18 protein-coding genes are annotated in these 16,009 nt (G+C 41.5%); 4 read left to right on the forward strand and 14 right to left on the reverse strand.

The genetic code is table 11. The features are described from left to right. Window positions 1-72: 72 nt before the first annotated feature. From Q4574_RS00880 to Q4574_RS00890, 3 genes are read left to right on the forward strand one after another with little or no spacing between them, the layout of a single operon-like run. A complete protein-coding gene (locus Q4574_RS00880) occupies window positions 73-459 on the forward strand; it encodes a hypothetical protein (protein ID WP_303470389.1) in 387 nt (128 codons plus the stop codon). Between the two features lie 41 nt (window positions 460-500). Next, window positions 501-710 carry a hypothetical protein gene (locus Q4574_RS00885; RefSeq protein ID WP_303470392.1) on the forward strand — a complete coding sequence of 70 codons (210 nt, stop codon included), beginning with the start codon at window positions 501-503 and terminating at the stop codon, window positions 708-710. 18 nt (window positions 711-728) lie between these two features. Further along, window positions 729-1,418, forward strand: a complete 690-nt coding sequence (locus tag Q4574_RS00890; RefSeq protein ID WP_303470395.1) for a hypothetical protein — start codon at window positions 729-731, stop codon at window positions 1,416-1,418. Between the two features lie 173 nt (window positions 1,419-1,591). Here the strand turns inward: Q4574_RS00890 and ispG are convergent, their stop codons facing one another. The 5 genes from ispG to ndk form a co-directional block, all read right to left on the reverse strand. Further along, on the reverse strand, window positions 1,592-2,710 hold the full coding sequence (ispG, locus tag Q4574_RS00895; RefSeq protein WP_303470396.1) for a flavodoxin-dependent (E)-4-hydroxy-3-methylbut-2-enyl-diphosphate synthase: 1,119 nt from the start codon (window positions 2,708-2,710) through the stop codon (window positions 1,592-1,594). Between the two features lie 14 nt (window positions 2,711-2,724). After that, complete coding sequence (locus Q4574_RS00900) at window positions 2,725-3,666, reverse strand: RodZ domain-containing protein (RefSeq protein WP_303470398.1); 942 nt, start codon at window positions 3,664-3,666, stop codon at window positions 2,725-2,727. Then, window positions 3,663-4,901 (reverse strand): type IV pilus biogenesis/stability protein PilW, encoded by a 1,239-nt coding sequence (gene pilW, locus Q4574_RS00905; RefSeq protein ID WP_303470401.1) that lies wholly within the window; start codon window positions 4,899-4,901, stop codon window positions 3,663-3,665. Before pilW ends, Q4574_RS00900 begins: the two co-directional genes overlap by 4 nt. A gap of 67 nt (window positions 4,902-4,968) precedes the next feature. Further along, window positions 4,969-6,105 carry a bifunctional tRNA (adenosine(37)-C2)-methyltransferase TrmG/ribosomal RNA large subunit methyltransferase RlmN gene (locus tag Q4574_RS00910; RefSeq protein WP_303470404.1) on the reverse strand — a complete coding sequence of 379 codons (1,137 nt, stop codon included), beginning with the start codon at window positions 6,103-6,105 and terminating at the stop codon, window positions 4,969-4,971. Window positions 6,106-6,210: 105 nt separating this feature from the next. Beyond that, a complete protein-coding gene (gene ndk, locus Q4574_RS00915) occupies window positions 6,211-6,642 on the reverse strand; it encodes a nucleoside-diphosphate kinase (protein WP_303470406.1) in 432 nt (143 codons plus the stop codon). Window positions 6,643-6,941: 299 nt separating this feature from the next. Here ndk and Q4574_RS00920 point away from each other — a divergent pair, with 299 nt between their 5' ends. Next, the gene (locus Q4574_RS00920) at window positions 6,942-8,819 is read left to right on the forward strand and encodes a choice-of-anchor I family protein (RefSeq protein ID WP_303470407.1); all 1,878 of its coding nucleotides are present in this window, start codon (window positions 6,942-6,944) and stop codon (window positions 8,817-8,819) included. A 77-nt stretch (window positions 8,820-8,896) separates the two neighbouring features. Here Q4574_RS00920 and fdx read toward each other — a convergent pair whose 3' ends face one another. The 9 genes from fdx to trmJ all read right to left on the reverse strand — a co-directional run bounded on the left by fdx (window position 8,897) and on the right by trmJ (window position 15,957). Next, window positions 8,897-9,235, reverse strand: coding sequence for an ISC system 2Fe-2S type ferredoxin (gene fdx / locus Q4574_RS00925; protein ID WP_303470409.1), 339 nt, complete (start codon window positions 9,233-9,235; stop codon window positions 8,897-8,899). A gap of 9 nt (window positions 9,236-9,244) precedes the next feature. Then, window positions 9,245-11,110: a Fe-S protein assembly chaperone HscA gene (gene hscA, locus Q4574_RS00930; protein WP_303470411.1), complete on the reverse strand. Its 1,866-nt coding sequence runs from the start codon at window positions 11,108-11,110 to the stop codon at window positions 9,245-9,247. A 46-nt stretch (window positions 11,111-11,156) separates the two neighbouring features. Then, window positions 11,157-11,684 (reverse strand): co-chaperone HscB, encoded by a 528-nt coding sequence (gene hscB / locus Q4574_RS00935; RefSeq protein WP_303470413.1) that lies wholly within the window; start codon window positions 11,682-11,684, stop codon window positions 11,157-11,159. Between the two features lie 54 nt (window positions 11,685-11,738). Continuing rightward, the gene (gene iscA, locus Q4574_RS00940; RefSeq protein ID WP_303470416.1) at window positions 11,739-12,062 is read right to left on the reverse strand and encodes an iron-sulfur cluster assembly protein IscA; all 324 of its coding nucleotides are present in this window, start codon (window positions 12,060-12,062) and stop codon (window positions 11,739-11,741) included. 24 nt (window positions 12,063-12,086) lie between these two features. Further along, window positions 12,087-12,473 (reverse strand): Fe-S cluster assembly scaffold IscU, encoded by a 387-nt coding sequence (iscU, locus tag Q4574_RS00945; protein ID WP_303470418.1) that lies wholly within the window; start codon window positions 12,471-12,473, stop codon window positions 12,087-12,089. A gap of 59 nt (window positions 12,474-12,532) precedes the next feature. Continuing rightward, window positions 12,533-13,756 carry an IscS subfamily cysteine desulfurase gene (locus Q4574_RS00950; RefSeq protein WP_303470420.1) on the reverse strand — a complete coding sequence of 408 codons (1,224 nt, stop codon included), beginning with the start codon at window positions 13,754-13,756 and terminating at the stop codon, window positions 12,533-12,535. Window positions 13,757-13,768: 12 nt separating this feature from the next. After that, window positions 13,769-14,257, reverse strand: coding sequence for a Fe-S cluster assembly transcriptional regulator IscR (iscR, locus tag Q4574_RS00955; protein ID WP_303470422.1), 489 nt, complete (start codon window positions 14,255-14,257; stop codon window positions 13,769-13,771). 106 nt (window positions 14,258-14,363) lie between these two features. Further along, window positions 14,364-15,173 (reverse strand): serine O-acetyltransferase, encoded by an 810-nt coding sequence (gene cysE, locus Q4574_RS00960; RefSeq protein WP_303470424.1) that lies wholly within the window; start codon window positions 15,171-15,173, stop codon window positions 14,364-14,366. Between the two features lie 19 nt (window positions 15,174-15,192). Next, entirely contained in the window at window positions 15,193-15,957 is a 765-nt protein-coding gene (gene trmJ / locus Q4574_RS00965) for a tRNA (cytosine(32)/uridine(32)-2'-O)-methyltransferase TrmJ (RefSeq protein WP_303470427.1), read from the reverse strand. Window positions 15,958-16,009: the final 52 nt, after the last annotated feature.

Consider the following 16,009-nt stretch of genomic DNA (forward strand, 5'->3'; position numbering starts at 1 on the left):
CTGTACCGCCGCCCAGTTTAATTTACACACCGTCAGTTGAAAATTTGAGACATAAACATGTAGGAATGGGACATGAAACAATCAAAAACACCACTTGAGAAGTTACTAACAGGTACACACAGAAAAGACAGAGATACGCCCAAACTTAATATTGACGGGGCGTACAGCTTCCCGCATTGCCCTAAACACTTGAAAGGTGAACATCGTAAAATCTGGGGCGAAGTTAATAAAGCAATGACTCAATACAAGCTTATTACAACCCCTGATAAGCCCCTTTTAGAGCAATACTGCTTCCTTTTGGCAAAGTTACGATATGAACCTGATGCTTTTACAGCCTCTTTACATGCTCAATTAAGAGGGCTAGCCACTGATCTATGTTTGACACCAGAAAGCCGCGCTAAGGCAAAATTGGGAACTGTTGATCCAAGTGATTGCCTACTTGCTAAGTATAGCCTTTAGATATATAAAGTATTAATCGAGTAAAAAAATGGAAGATATAAATGGCAACTACAATGTACTTTGAAGGCACTGTAAAAGATAAGAAAAGAGAAAATGCAATTGAATTAGAATTTGGAAGATCTTCATTCTATGGCGAAAATAGTTTGTATTTAGAAGTAGATGGAAAACATATAGTGTTGGATTATGCCGACGCAAAAAAGCTCATAAACAGTATGATGGATGTCGGCCAATATTTGCGTATAGTAGACTAGCTTAAAGAGTCTGCTTAATTGAATCACTCAAACCACGATCCGGATTTAATTTTCTCATCGATTGAAGTAACGCAGTTTATCCAAACATGCATCAGCGCTGTTGAGGGGTTAACTACAAACCCTTTGGAAAAAAGAAAACTGTTAATAATGCAGTTTTCTCTTAGGGTTTTGTACAACACACAAGCTTCAATGTTTTTAATTAGCAACAATGATAACGGTACAGTTTCTTGTATTTTGAGATCAACTTTCGAGTTTCTTTGTCGAGGCCTATGGCTTAGTTTATGCGCTACCGACCACCAAATTGATTTCTTTATAAAAAATGACAAATTAACAAAGCAAAGAAATGTTGGCGAACCAGGGAAAAGCTGGGAAGTAAAATTAGGGCCGATGGCCAAGGAAATTGATGAACGTTTAGGTAGTATGGGATTCCCCGTAAAATTGCATGAAATTTTCGAGCAAAACAAGAAAGTTTTTAATAGTTTAACTCATGGAGGAATGGCAATTTTAACTAAAACATATAATGGAAAAAACGTTACAAATACATTCGGGAAAAAGGACACGTTACTCCAAAGTTACTACCAACTTCTCATGAGCGCATATGCGACCACTTCCCTCTTAGCAACTTTCGAGAAACATAAGCTGGCTGAAGATATAGTCAAGCATTATATTCCAATAAATGACTCCTTATACGGAATGGTACAAGAATGAATTTCATAGAGCGCAACGTTCCCCAATCGCTCCCTAAAATTCATCAAAAAATACGAAAACACCAAATAAAAAACACAACACATTGATTTATTTATATTTATTTAATTTACATATAATAAAAAAGCCCCGTATTATAGGGGCTTTGATAGTAGTGTTACAAGTGCTAAAAAATTTTAACCCACTTGCTTCACATCAATTTTGCGACTGGCATCTAATTGCGATGCCTTGGCTCTGATCCGTTTTTCCAATTGATCGACTAAATCATTATTTGCAAGGCGTTCTTTTTGACGCTGCCCATCTAAATAAAAGCCACTCATATTGCGAGCCCCTGTCAGCCCTAAATCGGAAACTTCAGCTTCACCCGGTCCATTTACAACACAGCCAATAATGGACACGTCCATGGGTGTCAAAATATCTTCAACACGTTGCTCAAGGGCATTGACCGTGGCAATCACATCGAACTCTTGACGGGAACAACTGGGGCAAGCAATAAAGTTAATCCCTCTTGATCGTATCCGCAGGGATTTTAATATATCAAACCCAACTTTTATTTCTTCTATGGGATCGGCGGCCAATGAAATTCTAATGGTATCGCCAATACCTTCTGCTAATAACATCCCTAAACCCACAGAGCTTTTCACCGCCCCCGAACGAAATCCTCCAGCCTCGGTGATCCCAAGATGCAAGGGTTGATCAATCTTTTTGGCCAACTCTCGATATGCGCCTACGGCCAAAAACACATCAGATGCTTTCACACTGACCTTAAATTGATCAAAGTTGAGCTTGTCTAAGATATCCACATGACGCATAGCGGATTCAACTAACGCTTCGGGTGTAGGTTCACCGTACTTTTCTTGCAACTCTTTTTCTAAAGAGCCACCATTTACACCAATGCGAATAGGAATATTTTTATCCCTCGCACAATCGACAACAGAACGCACACGTTCCATACTACCTATGTTGCCTGGGTTAATACGCAAACAATCTACACCGTACTCCGCTACTTTTAAGGCAATCCGATAATCAAAATGAATGTCTGCTATAAGGGGCACATTCACTTGCTCTCGAATGAGTTTGAATGCTTCAGCCGCATCCATGGTCGGAACCGATACTCTTACGATTTCGCCACCCACTGCTACTATTCGATTGATTTGAGCCACAGTCGCTGCAACATCTGTGGTATGCGTATTGGTCATAGATTGCACGGCAATAGGTGCGCCATCACCAATGGGGACATTTCCAACGTTTATACGAGTCGATTTACGACGTTTTATGGGAGATTCAGAAAACATATAAATACCTTAACCTATGAAGCAAATGGCAGAGAAAATTTAACTGACTTGCCCGCTTCAAAACGCGACATGTCAACCAACACACCGTCATAACGAATCTGCACAACACTTGGTGCACCTAATGTCACTTCGAACGGTGCAACCCCAGACACGGTCATCACCCGACCTTTCTTTTTAACCCCATATGCAATGGCTTCACCCGTTGCATCTTTAAGATTCATCCAGCAATTGTCTGAAAATTCGAATACTAACTCTATATTGTTCGCCGCATCTTGCGACTCTTCAGGTACATTTACTACGTCAGCTTGTTGAGCAACATCAGCAACAATAGAATCGTCTTCGGTTATTTCAGTTTGTTCATTAGTGTCAATGTCATTAACTTCTTCGCTGATTTGTGCACTGATAATTAAATCATCCGCAGTGGGCTGTTCAGACATATTAGTCTGTGAAAGATCCTCTGGCGTATTCTGTTCAGCGCTTATCCCTGACGCCTGTTGCTGGGCAATTGGCTCATCAATCTGATTGGTTGCTGTGTCTGTATTATCCGACGAGTCTTGTTGTAACCACCAAATCACCACTAACGCTAATAATGCAGCGATAATACCGTAAGTAATTAACATCAACCTGTCATCGCTGGCTTGTTTAGCTACTCGCTTCGAGAAACTTTGTAGCTTTGCAGGTTCTTTTTCAACTTCTGTTTGTGAAGCAAATGCATCAACCACAACCTGCTCATCCACATTCACTTGTTTTGCATATAATTTCAGATACCCCTTGGTGAACGTCATGGAGATTTTGGGGTCGTATTCATCAGATTCAATTGATTCAATAATATTCACTTTGAGGTGTAATTTATTGGCAATATCAATGGATTTTAAGCCTAATTTCTCCCGTGCTTCCTTTAGAATTGCACCTGGGCCTTTTACGCTAATGGGTTGTTCTTGCTGTTCTTCTGTCATTTATTTTCTACCGCTTGGGGATCAATCACTATTAACTTTTTTCCTACGAATAAAGCCGCGCCGTCAGAAAGATTATTCCAATCCATTAAGCGCTGCATTTTGACATTATACTTCAAAGAAATTCGATATAAATTTTCGCCTTTCTGCACAATATGATATTTCTGCACTGACTCTTCATTAACTTCTTGCCTTTTAAGCAAAGTCGCAACCTCCTGCTCAGACTCTAACTCCGAGGTCTCTTTCAGGATTTCCTCAGGCTGGGAGTCTTCAACTGGATAATCTTGCACCACACTATTTTGGTTATTTTCCTGGCTGTTTTGGTTGTTTTTTTGAGGTTGAGCAGAGTTATCAGTGTTAACGTTTTGGCTGGTATTAAGCTGTTCTGCTACCGTGTTTTGATTATTAATATTATCTATTCCGCTCTTATTCGGCGTAAGCTTTTTTGCAACTTTTTTATTATCCACTAAGTTGGCTAAGTTTTGTCTGTTTTGAATATATTTTACCGTATTAGGATGCTTAGGGTACATGCTAATTAGCATGTCGCCATAGCCCTTGGCTAAGTCATTATGATTTAATGCCTGTTCTATAATAATCGACTTCCAAAGCGTATCCGCGGTGACTCTGGCAGTTTTCTCCAAACGACGAAGATTCAGTTTTGCCTCTTCCCACTGTTGTTGTTGCATTTGCAGTTCAACTAACAAATTTAACGCTTTGGCCCGAGACGGTTGATGATTTAAAGAGCTTTGCAGATAGGTTAAGGCGTCTTCGATTTCTCCTTGGCTTTGACTGCACAAGGCTAAGTTCTCGTAGGTCTCCGCAGTTGAAATATAATTACTACTATTAACCGCCTTAAGAAAATAGCTTTTGGCTTCTGTGTATTGCCCATTTTCACATAAAAAAGCACCGTAAGAGTTGGCGATATCTGGGTTTTTAGGGTCAAATGCCAGCGCTTTTTGATAGGCTTCATCTGCCAATTTATCTTCATCTACCTGTTGATAATAATACGCCATACTAAAGTGAGCATCCGCTAGGCGAGGAGCAAATTTCAACGCTTTGTCCAGATTAAACTTAGCTTGACTGTAGTTACCATTTTTTAGATAGGTTAAACCCAGTGAAATTCTATTTTTGGCCGCAGCGATAGGATCAAAGTCGTCACTTGCTTTAAAACCTTCCGGCAAAGGTTCGCTCACACAAGCGGAGAGAAATATCATTGCGATAATCAAAAAACTACGCATATAACTCACTTACGTTAGGGATTATTTAGATTCACCTATGCTAACTGCTTGTTAGGTACGAATCCAACTAGTTAGCCATTTTTACTGAAATTTGTTGACCTTTTTGCTGCTTTTTCAACATACGCTTAGTACGATCCACAACGTCTCCGACTAATTGCCCACAAGCAGCGTCAATATCGTCGCCGCGAGTTCGACGCACCACCACAGTAATGCCATATTCCATTAACACTTTAGCAAAGCGATCGATTCGAGAGTTACTTGAACAAGTATAAGGTGAACCTGGGTAAGGATTAAAGGGTATTAGGTTAATTTTGCAAGGCGTTTCTTTAAGCACTTTAGCTAATAGATGAGCTTGGTCAGTACTGTCGTTAATGCCATTTAGCATAACATACTCTACCGTGACTTTACCTTGATTGGCATTTGACTTCGCCAGGTATCGTCTAACCCCAGCTAAGAACTCTTCAATGGGGTATTTTTTGTTGACTGGCACTATTTCATCACGTAAATCATTAGTTGGTGCATGCAAAGATATGGCTAATGCCACGTCAATCATGTCACCTAATTTATCGAGTGCAGGTACAACCCCTGAAGTACTTAATGTTACCCTACGTTTAGATAGACCGAAGCCAAGGTCATCTAACATAATTTCCATGGCTGGCACCACATGTTTTAAATTTAACAGAGGTTCGCCCATGCCCATCATAACAACGTTGGTAATGGGTCTTTTTGCCGTATCTTTTGATAAGCCGATGGTGATCGCAACGCGCCAAACCTGTCCGATAATCTCAGCTACCGTTAAGTTGCGATTGAAACCTTGTTGTGCAGTGGAACAAAATGTACATTCTAAAGCGCAGCCCACTTGTGAAGACACACATAAAGTGGCTCGGTCGCCATCAGGTATCCAGACTGTTTCTACTTCCTGTCCACCTTCTAATTTTAATGCGAACTTAATGGTGCCATCGGTAGCATTTTGCTGATAAGCAATTTCTGGAGCACGTATTTCGCAACGTTCAATCAACTTAGCTCGCAGGGATTTATTCAGGTTCGTCATTTTCTCGAAGTCTGTTTCACCTTGCTGATAAATCCATTTCATCAATTGATCAGCACGAAATGGTTTCTCGCCCATAGACGCGAAAAACTCTCGCATACCTTGACGATTAAAATCTAACAAATTGGTTTTAGCCACTTGATGGACTACAGACATAAAACAATTAACCTCAATTCAAACTAACTAGATTGTACATTTTATAAGCTAACTTTACTACGACAAAAGGGGAGCAAAGCTCCCCTTTTGAATAAAGCGATTAGCTTATCGAGTGCGAGGGCAGATTTCTTCGTCAGAGAAGAAGTATGCTATTTCGCGAGCAGCAGATTCTGTAGCATCAGAACCGTGAACTGCATTTTCGTCGATAGAAGCAGCATAGTCAGCACGTAAAGTACCCGCTAAAGCTTCTGCAGGGTTAGTGGCACCCATAATTTCACGATGACGTAAAACTGCATTTTCACCTTCTAGTACCTGAACCATCACTGGACCAGATGTCATGAAAGATACCAAAGCATTAAAGAAAGGACGCTCGCTATGTTCTGCGTAAAAACCTTCTGCTTGCTCTTTGCTTAAGTGCACCATTTTTGAAGCAACGATGCGTAAACCCGCTGACTCGAAACGATTATAGATCGCACCGATAACATTTTTTGCTACAGCGTCTGGTTTGATGATTGAAAAAGTACGTTCTAAGGCCATTGACAGGTCTCCGATTACATATAAAAAAGTATTTGCTTAAATTTCCGCGCGGATTATATGCAACTTTGCTCTCAATGACTAATTTATCTGACAAATAGACTAAATATTTTTATTTAAGCTGTAATAAAAACTCAACAGTGCTGAAAAAAACCACTTCAAAAACCCAATTAAACCTAAGTTATAGGTGATTACAGCGACAAATCGTCACAATTACTTCATACAAGTGTAGCAAATGTTTAATTTCCAACTCTTAATGTAAACGACTGATTTTAATAACACATAGATAACATGGAATAATAATGAAAGATCAGCTAAACAAACTAAAATTAGGCCTAGTCGCCTTAGCAGTAGTGACTGCATTAAGTGGATGCACCTTAGATGGTGATGACGGTCAAGATGGCGCAACAGGTGCGGCAGGTGTAGACGGAATTGATGGAATTGACGGCGCAGATGGACAAAGCCTACCTCGCGAGCTAGCAATTGAAGTGGTTGGCAGATTTTCCGCAGGTGGTGAAGAGATTTATGGCAAGAGCGCTGCTGAAATCGTTCAATTCCATGAAGCATCTCAATCAGCCTTTGCAATTAATGCCGCACTTAACCAAGTGGAAGTTATTTCGTTAACTAATATACCTACCGCTGCTGTGGGCAACCCAATCACAGATACCAGCTTAACGTCACAAGCATTCACTTTCCCTAGTAGTGTGACGGTTAAAGACGCAGATGGCGCTGATCAAACAATTTCTCTTGGGGTAGCAAACTCTGTCGCCATTAATGGCGATATGTTGGCCTTAGCAGTTGAAGCTGAATCGAAAACAGATAATGGCGCAGTATTGTTCTATACCCTAGATGCTTTAGGCCAAGGAACTTTTGTAAAAGCAGTTGAAACCGGTGCGTTACCGGATATGGTTACTTTCAGTGAAGATGGAAGCTTAGCCCTTATTGCCAATGAAGGTGAGCCAGATACCGATTATGATGTTGATCCTGAAGGCAGTATTTCGGTAGTTACCATTACCGACGATGTGCCAGCAGACGTTGCTAACACTATCAACTTATCAACCGATATGGTGTTCTCAAATGACACCTTAGACGAAGAAGACTACGATACGGATGAAAAGCGTAGAGCTTTGCTTGAAGCTATGGGTGTTAAGTTTGCAGGACCTGCCGGGACCACTGTCGCTCAAGACTTAGAGCCAGAATACATTGCCATGGGCGCTGATGGCGAAACGGCTTATGTTTCTTTACAAGAAGCGAATGCTATCGGCATTATTGATTTAGATGACATGACCATTGAAGTGAAAGGGTTAGGATTCAAAAATTGGAGTGAGTTTGAACTAGACTTCACCAATGAAGATGAAATCCCAAGCTTCAGCAGCGTACCTGGCTTATACGGCATGTATCAACCAGATACGATTGCAACTTATCAGTGGAATGGCGCTACTTTTATCTTAACGGCAAATGAAGGTGATTCACGAGACTGGGACGAATACTCTGAAGAAGTCCGTGTTGAAGACATCATTGATCCTGACGAATTAAATATGCAATTGTCTGACGAATTACAAGCATTTTATGATGCAAGTGGCGCAGACGATGGCCTAGGCCGTTTGAAAGTAACCACTGTTTTAGGCGATGCCGACAGCGATGGCGTATATGAAGAACTTTACGCTTATGGATCTCGTTCATTCTCGATTTGGGACCAAAGTGTTAATCAAGTCTTTGACTCTGGTGATGATTTTGAAAAAATTTCGTCGGCCATTTTAGGTAACGATTTCAACAGTGCCCATACTGAAAACAAGGGTGATAACCGCTCTGATGATAAAGGTGGTGAACCTGAAGCCATTGCCGTGGGTGAAATTAACGGTAGGACTTATGCGTTCATTGGTTTAGAACGTTCTGGAGATTTATTCACCTATGACGTTACCAACCCGTTCAATGTCGCCTTCGTGGCCCATAACAATAACCGTGATTTTGATACTGATTTTGAATTAGATGACGATCTAGATAACCCTTGCGACGAGAGTGAAGGTATGGATTGTTCTGAAGTAGCAGAGTCTGGGGATCTTGGTCCAGAGAGCATTAAGTTTGTTTCTGCAGAGCAAAGCCCGAATGGTAATGCATTACTTATTATCGGTAATGAAGTCAGCGGAACCGTGACTGTCTACCAAGTGACTGAGTTATAGTGATTAGCTAGGCTAAGTTAAATACGAAAAAACCCGGATTATCCGGGTTTTTTATTTTTAACAAATGAAAGAGGAAACTAATGCCCTTCACTCACCTGATTAACTGTGTATTTAGGTATTTCTACAACTAAATCTTCGTCTTGAATCACGGCCTGACAACCTAACCGAGATTCTGGCTCAAGTCCCCAGGCTTTATCTAACATATCTTCTTCTAAATCATCGGCTTCACCTAATGACTCTAGTCCTTCTCGAATAAGCACATGGCAGGTAGTACAGGCGCAAACTTTTTCACAGGCATGTTCAATTCCAATACCATTTTTTAAAGCAACGTCTAATACTGATGTTCCTTTATCACCTTCTAAAACAGCGCCATCTGGACACAACTCTGCGTGGGGTAAAAATATAATTTGTGGCATTACTGCTCCTTAAATATCGTTAACTGAATGACCAGTCAGTGCTTGATTGATTGACTTGTCCATTCGTCTAGCGGCAAATGCTTGACTAATGCTGTCGACTCTCTCTATGGCTTGCTTAATGGCTTCGATATCTTCGCCTTTTGCTAACTCCAGCATCTCTGACAGGGCATTGTTGATTGCCGCACTTTCTTCGTCGCTAAGCAGCTCATCACCATCTTTTTGCAGTGCACTATTCAAAGTTTCAGCCACTCTTGTTGCTTCTACTTGCTGCTCTTTTAGCATTCTAGCCTGCATATCTTGTTTGGCATATTGCATGGAATCCTTCAGCATTTCTGCCACTTCTTCGTCTTTAAGTCCGTAAGACGGTTTAACTTGAATCTCCGCTTTAACACCGGTGGATTTTTCCATAGCGGTAACATTCAGAAGACCATCCGCATCAACCTGAAAAGTGACACGAATATGTGCCGCGCCCGCAGTCATGGGTGGAATACCGGTTAAATTAAATTTTGCCAACGACCGGCAATCTTTAACCAATTCACGTTCCCCTTGCAGCACATGCACCATCATCGCTGTTTGACCGTCTTTAAAGGTCGTAAATTCCTGTGCCTTAGCAACAGGGATAGTAGTATTTCGTGCGACAATTTTTTCCGTTAAACCGCCCATGGTTTCTATCCCCAACGATAGAGGAAGCACATCCAATAACAACATTTCACTGTCGGGCTTGTTACCCGCAAGTATATCTGCCTGAATAGCGGCTCCGATAGCAACAACCTTATCGGGATCGATTGAGGTTAATGGCGTTTTATTAAAAAACTCACCGACCTTATGTCGTACTGAAGGCACACGAGTAGAGCCCCCTACCATCACAACTTGCAGCACTTCTTCGATATCGATTTCTGCATCTTTTACTGCGCGTTTACAAGCCCGTAATGACTTTTTAATCAAGGGTTCAATTAATGACTCGAAAGTCATACAGCTAATGACCACTTGATGGGATTCACCGTTATCATCGCTAAATTCAATATCCACAGCCGAATCGTTGCTGAGGGCTTCCTTAGCTTCTTTTGCATCATCGAGTAAACGACGTCTTAAGCCTTTGGAAATATCTGCTGGCAGATTGGCTTGCTTACAAATATGCTCAAACAGTAATTGGTCGAAGTCGTCACCACCTAATGCCGTATCACCACCTGTGGCTAACACTTCAAAGACGCCTTTGGATAAACGTAAAATAGAAATATCAAAGGTGCCGCCGCCTAAATCATAAATGGCAATCACACCTTCTTGTCCGGAATCTAAACCGTATGCGATTGCGGCTGCTGTTGGTTCATTTAATAACCGTAAAACGTGTAATCCGGCCAACTGAGCTGCGTCTTTTGTACCTTGTCGCTGGGCGTCATCAAAATAAGCAGGAACAGTGACCACTGCGCCTGTAAGTTCATCACCTAAAGAGTCTTCAGCACGAGCCTTTAAGGTGGCTAAAATCTGCGCTGACACTTGAATCGGATTCACAGTCGCACCTGGCACCTGGATAGCTACTTGCTCACTGTTTTTAACAAATTCATAAGGTAAATTTGTATCCTGACTTAGGATATCTTGCAGACTTCTTCCCATCAAACGTTTGATTGACACTATGGTGTTGGCTGGATCCAAATTTGCTGATTGTTTGGCTTGCTCACCCACCACAATTCCGTCTTCGGTATATTGGACAACCGATGGCAAAATGTGTTGGCCAAGATGATCTGGCAATGTTTCGGCAGAGCCACTGCGCACAGTAGCAACTAATGAGTTGGTCGTACCGAGATCAATTCCAACAGCTAATTTACGTTGATGGGGGGCAGCCGCCTGACCCGGCTCAGCAATTTGCAATAATGCCATAATAGGTTCTAACTCGCTTTTAAATGTTTAGTGAATCGCAGTCGCGCTAATCTTCAAACAGTACATCTTCTTTCAGCTCTATTTCTTTATGCAACTTATTCAAAAACTTTAATTTTCTGACTTCAGCAGCAGCAAGATTGTTGGCTTCATCGTTTTGTTGTTCAAGGAGCTCTTGCAACGTTTTAAAATGCTGCTTGGTATGTATTGCAACTTCTTCATCCAGTGCCTGAAGGATCTGCTCGGGATCGCCGGCGGATTCCACTTCGGATAATTGTTCGCGCCATTCCATTTGTTGCATCAAAAATGCAGGTTCTTGCATAGTTTGAGTTTCATGTTGCAGGGAAATTCCTCGAAGTTCCAACATATGTTCAGCGCGAGATAGAGGGTTTTTGAGAATTTGATAACCGTCATTAATCTGTGCGTTTTTTTGCACAGCCATGAGTTTTTCTTGACCACCCGCGTTGGAGAATTTATCAGGATGGGTAACTTTAGCCAACGACTGGTATACGTTGGCTAATTTGGCGTTATCGATGTGATATGTTTCTGGAAGGCCAAAAAGCGTAAAAAAGTTCATAGCTTTATTTTTCTTTCAATCAAATGATCAGTACAAAAATTGCAACGAACAGCATTAAACATTAAAGCTTTCGCCGCAACCACACTCACCGTTCGCATTCGGATTATTGAATAAAAAGCCTTCATTCAATCCTTCTTTAGCGAAATCTAGTTCAGTACCGTCAAGATAAACCAAGCTTTTTCCGTCAATGATAATTTTCACACCATTGTCTTCAAATACTTCATCATCTGCATTTAGTTCGTCAACAAACTCCAAAACATAAGCTAGGCCGGAACATCCCGTAGTTTTCACCCCAAGGCGTAATCCTACTCCTTTTCCGCGGCTGTCTAAAAATGTTCTCGCCCGCTTTGCAGCGGCGTCTGTCACTTTAATTCCCAAAACTGGCTCCTATCACTTTGTCTATTAAGCTTTAGAGTGCTTTGACTTGTAATCATCCACCGCAGCTTTGATGGCATCTTCCGCCAAAATCGAACAATGGATTTTTACAGGTGGCAATGCAAGCTCTTCAGCGATGTCTGTATTTTTAATCGTAACAGCTTCATCTAAAGTCTTACCTTTAACCCACTCTGTTACCAAGGAACTTGACGCAATAGCAGAACCACAACCGTAAGTTTTAAATTTGGCGTCTTCGATTAAACCGTTTTCACCTACTTTAAGTTGCAATTTCATCACATCACCACATGCTGGTGCACCTACCATTCCAGTAGCGATAGTTGGGTCGTTTTTATCAAATCCACCAACGTTACGTGGATTTTCGTAATGATCGATTACTTTTTCACTGTAAGCCATGTTACTTACCTCTTAAATTACGATTTCTCGCGTTAATTCCAATTTGAGCGATTCACCAATTAGTGATGAACCCACTCAACTTTAGTCAGATCCACACCGTCTTTGAACATATCCCAAAGCGGTGACATTTCACGTAATTTGTCGATGGCGTTTTGCACCACACTCACAACGTGATCAATTTCTTCTTCAGTGGTAAATCTACCAATGCTGAAACGGATAGAACTGTGCGCTAACTCATCATTTAGTCCCAATGCTCGTAGCACATAAGACGGTTCCAAACTTGCAGATGTACAAGCTGAACCAGATGACACAGCCATATCTTTAAGGGCCATAATGAGTGATTCGCCTTCTACATAGGCAAAGCTCACATTTAAATTACCCGTAATACGCTGCTCAAGATCGCCATTCAAGTAAACTTCTTCTATGTCTTTCAAACCGTTCCATAAACGGTCACGAAGTTTTAGAATGCGGGCATTCTCTTCAACCATTTCTTCTTTAGCAATGCGGAAAGCTTCGCCCATACCAACAATCTGGTGAGTTGCCAGGGTTCCTGAACGCATACCACGTTCATGTCCACCACCGTGCATTTGAGCTTCTATTCTCACCCGTGGTTTACGACGCACATACAAGGCGCCTATACCTTTAGGACCGTATATTTTGTGGGCTGAAAAAGACATTAAATCGACTTTCAAAGCTTGTAAATCTATCTCAATTTTTCCGGCGCTTTGTGCTGCATCAACATGAAACAAGGTTTTGTTTTCTCTACAAATTTCACCAATTTGTTGAATATCTTGAATCACCCCGATTTCGTTATTTACATGCATGATGCTAACTAGCACTGTATCAGGACGCAAATTCGCTTTAAATTCCTCTAAATCCAACAAACCATTTGGTTTTGGATCCATATAGGTGACTTCAAAGCCTTCACGCTCTAACTGACGGCAGGTATCAAGTACCGCTTTGTGTTCAGTTTTAAGAGTAATAATGTGCTTACCTTTCTTACTATAAAAGTGAGCAGCACCCTTAATGGCTAAGTTGTTAGATTCTGTTGCACCTGAGGTGAACACGATTTCACGAGGGTCAGCATTAACCAATTCAGCAATTTGATTTCTGGCAAGATCGATGGCTTCTTCTGCGATCCAACCATATTTATGGGACCGAGAAGCCGGATTACCGAAATTCCCTTCAAGGGTTAAACATTCCATCATTTTTTGGGCTACGCGGGGATCAACCGGTGTGGTTGCCGAATAATCCAAGTAGATAGGTAAATTAATATTGCTCATTTTTGGCTCCACTTATAGTTGCAAGCTAATTTCAATTTCATTTGCAACAACAGTATTAAGTTGTTTAGTTCTGTCTTGTCTTCCTGCTACCGTTTTTACGTCTTGTTTGGCCATTAGTTCACCTAACGTAATATTATTCAGAAATTGACTGATCCGTTCACTCAAATCATGCCACAGGCTATGAGTAAGACATCTCTCTCCACCTTGACAATCTGAATTACCTTGGCATCGTGTTGCATCAACTGACTCGTCTACCGCACGTATAACCTCGCCTACGGCTATTTCTTCAGGGACACGCCCCAATTTGTAGCCACCGCCTGGTCCACGAACACTAAGTACAAGATTTTCTTTTCTTAAGCGTGAGAACAATTGCTCTAAATATGACAATGAAATTTCCTGACGCTCCGAAATATCGGCTAACGAGACCGGTCCTCTACGGGAATGTAATGCAACATCTAACATAGCAGTTACGGCGTATCGGCCTTTGGAAGTTAGTTTCATAGAAAATACCAGTTAACAAGATACTGTGAATTTTCACATACCTGACCATTTTAGTCAAGTATTAGACCTAGTAATTTAGTCAAGTATTCCTGAGGAGAAATAAAGTTTAGATGGATGGATCAAATGCATCCTTTTCTTTCTGAAAATCGTCAACTAAATCAGAGTCTTGAAAGTTATCCAAATTAATAGAAGGTAATGAATCGCCACACACACTGCCGCCCATTTTATTAATTTCTTTACACATTTCTTCTACTTTGGTGTCGATCAAATGCACATGATCTAGCATAACACCAATGGCATTTGCCACAGGGTCTGGATTATCAGGGGCAACCGCATAAGCGTCAAAGCCATATTTGCGCGCGATTTTATCACGTCGTTGATGTTTATCCTGATCTTTTTGCTGCTTTTGTACGACAATTCTGCCAGGAATACCAATCACGGTGGCATTTTCAGGTACATCTTTAACCACCACAGAATTAGAGCCTACTTTTGCACCTTTGTGCATGGTAATGGGACCAAGCACTTTAGCCCCCGCCCCGACGACTACGTTATCTTCTAACGTGGGGTGGCGTTTACCGCCGTTCCAACTAGTCCCACCCAAGGTGACACTATGATATAGGGTGACATCGTTACCAATTTCTGCGGTTTCGCCAATCACCACTCCCATGCCATGATCAATGAAAAATCTACGGCCAAGGGTCGCGCCAGGATGTATCTCTATTCCCGTTAACCAGCGTGAAAAGGTAGAAATGCTGCGAGCAAGCCACAACCAGTTAGACTTCCACAGTTTGTGCGCAATACGATGTAACCAGATAGCGTGCAAACCTGGGTAATTGGTGAGTACTTCAAAGGTGGTACGTGCTGCTGGATCACGATGAAACACACTTTGAATATCTTCTTTTATTCGCTCAAACATATTATTACTTTCGAAAATCCTAATCTTTGGCTTTGATTGACTTATCTACTGATGCCAATATACCTCTCAATATATTCAATTCCTGGCTCTCAGGGCGGGCACGATTAAACAGACGTCTTAATTTGGTCATCACCATACCGGGATGTTGGGGAATGATGAAATTCGTTTTTGAAAGGGTTTGTTCCAAATGACTATAAAAACGCTCTAAATCATCGGCCAGTGGGTATTCATTTGGCTCACTTTCGATCCGTGACTTATTTAAAAAGGCCATCCTTATTTCGTAACACAAGGTTTGCACTGCGGCGGCTAAATTCAAGGAACTGTACTCTGGGTTGGCAGGAATACACACATGAAAGTGACACTGCTGGAGCTCATCATTACTTAACCCATTATTTTCCCGCCCAAACACTAATGCAACTGGGTATTTTTCCACTTCACTAATGAGCTTTTCACCGCACTCCCTTGGCTCAAGCATTGGCCATGGTAAGGTTCTAGACCGGGCACTTGTACCAACAACTAACCCACAATCTTGCACTGCTTCTTCCAGGGTGGAGACAATTTTTGCATTCGCAAGTACATCACCAGCCCCAGCGGCAAGTGCGCTGGCTTTGCCATCTGGCTTATCCACAGGATCCACTAACACTAGTTGGCTTAACCCCATGGTTTTCATCGCTCTAGCGGTTGAACCAATATTGCCAGTATGAGAGGTATTCACCAACACAATACGCACATTCGACAGAAGCGCAGAATCAGGGTTAGGGGCAGAATTTACAGAGTTAGACATAATTATTTTCTTTTATTCGTCACAATTTAATAAACCCATCAGTGTGAGCTCT

The sequence above is a fragment of the Aliiglaciecola sp. 3_MG-2023 genome, from assembly GCF_030548205.1.
In the GTDB taxonomy this organism is placed as follows: Bacteria; Pseudomonadota; Gammaproteobacteria; order Enterobacterales; family Alteromonadaceae; genus Aliiglaciecola.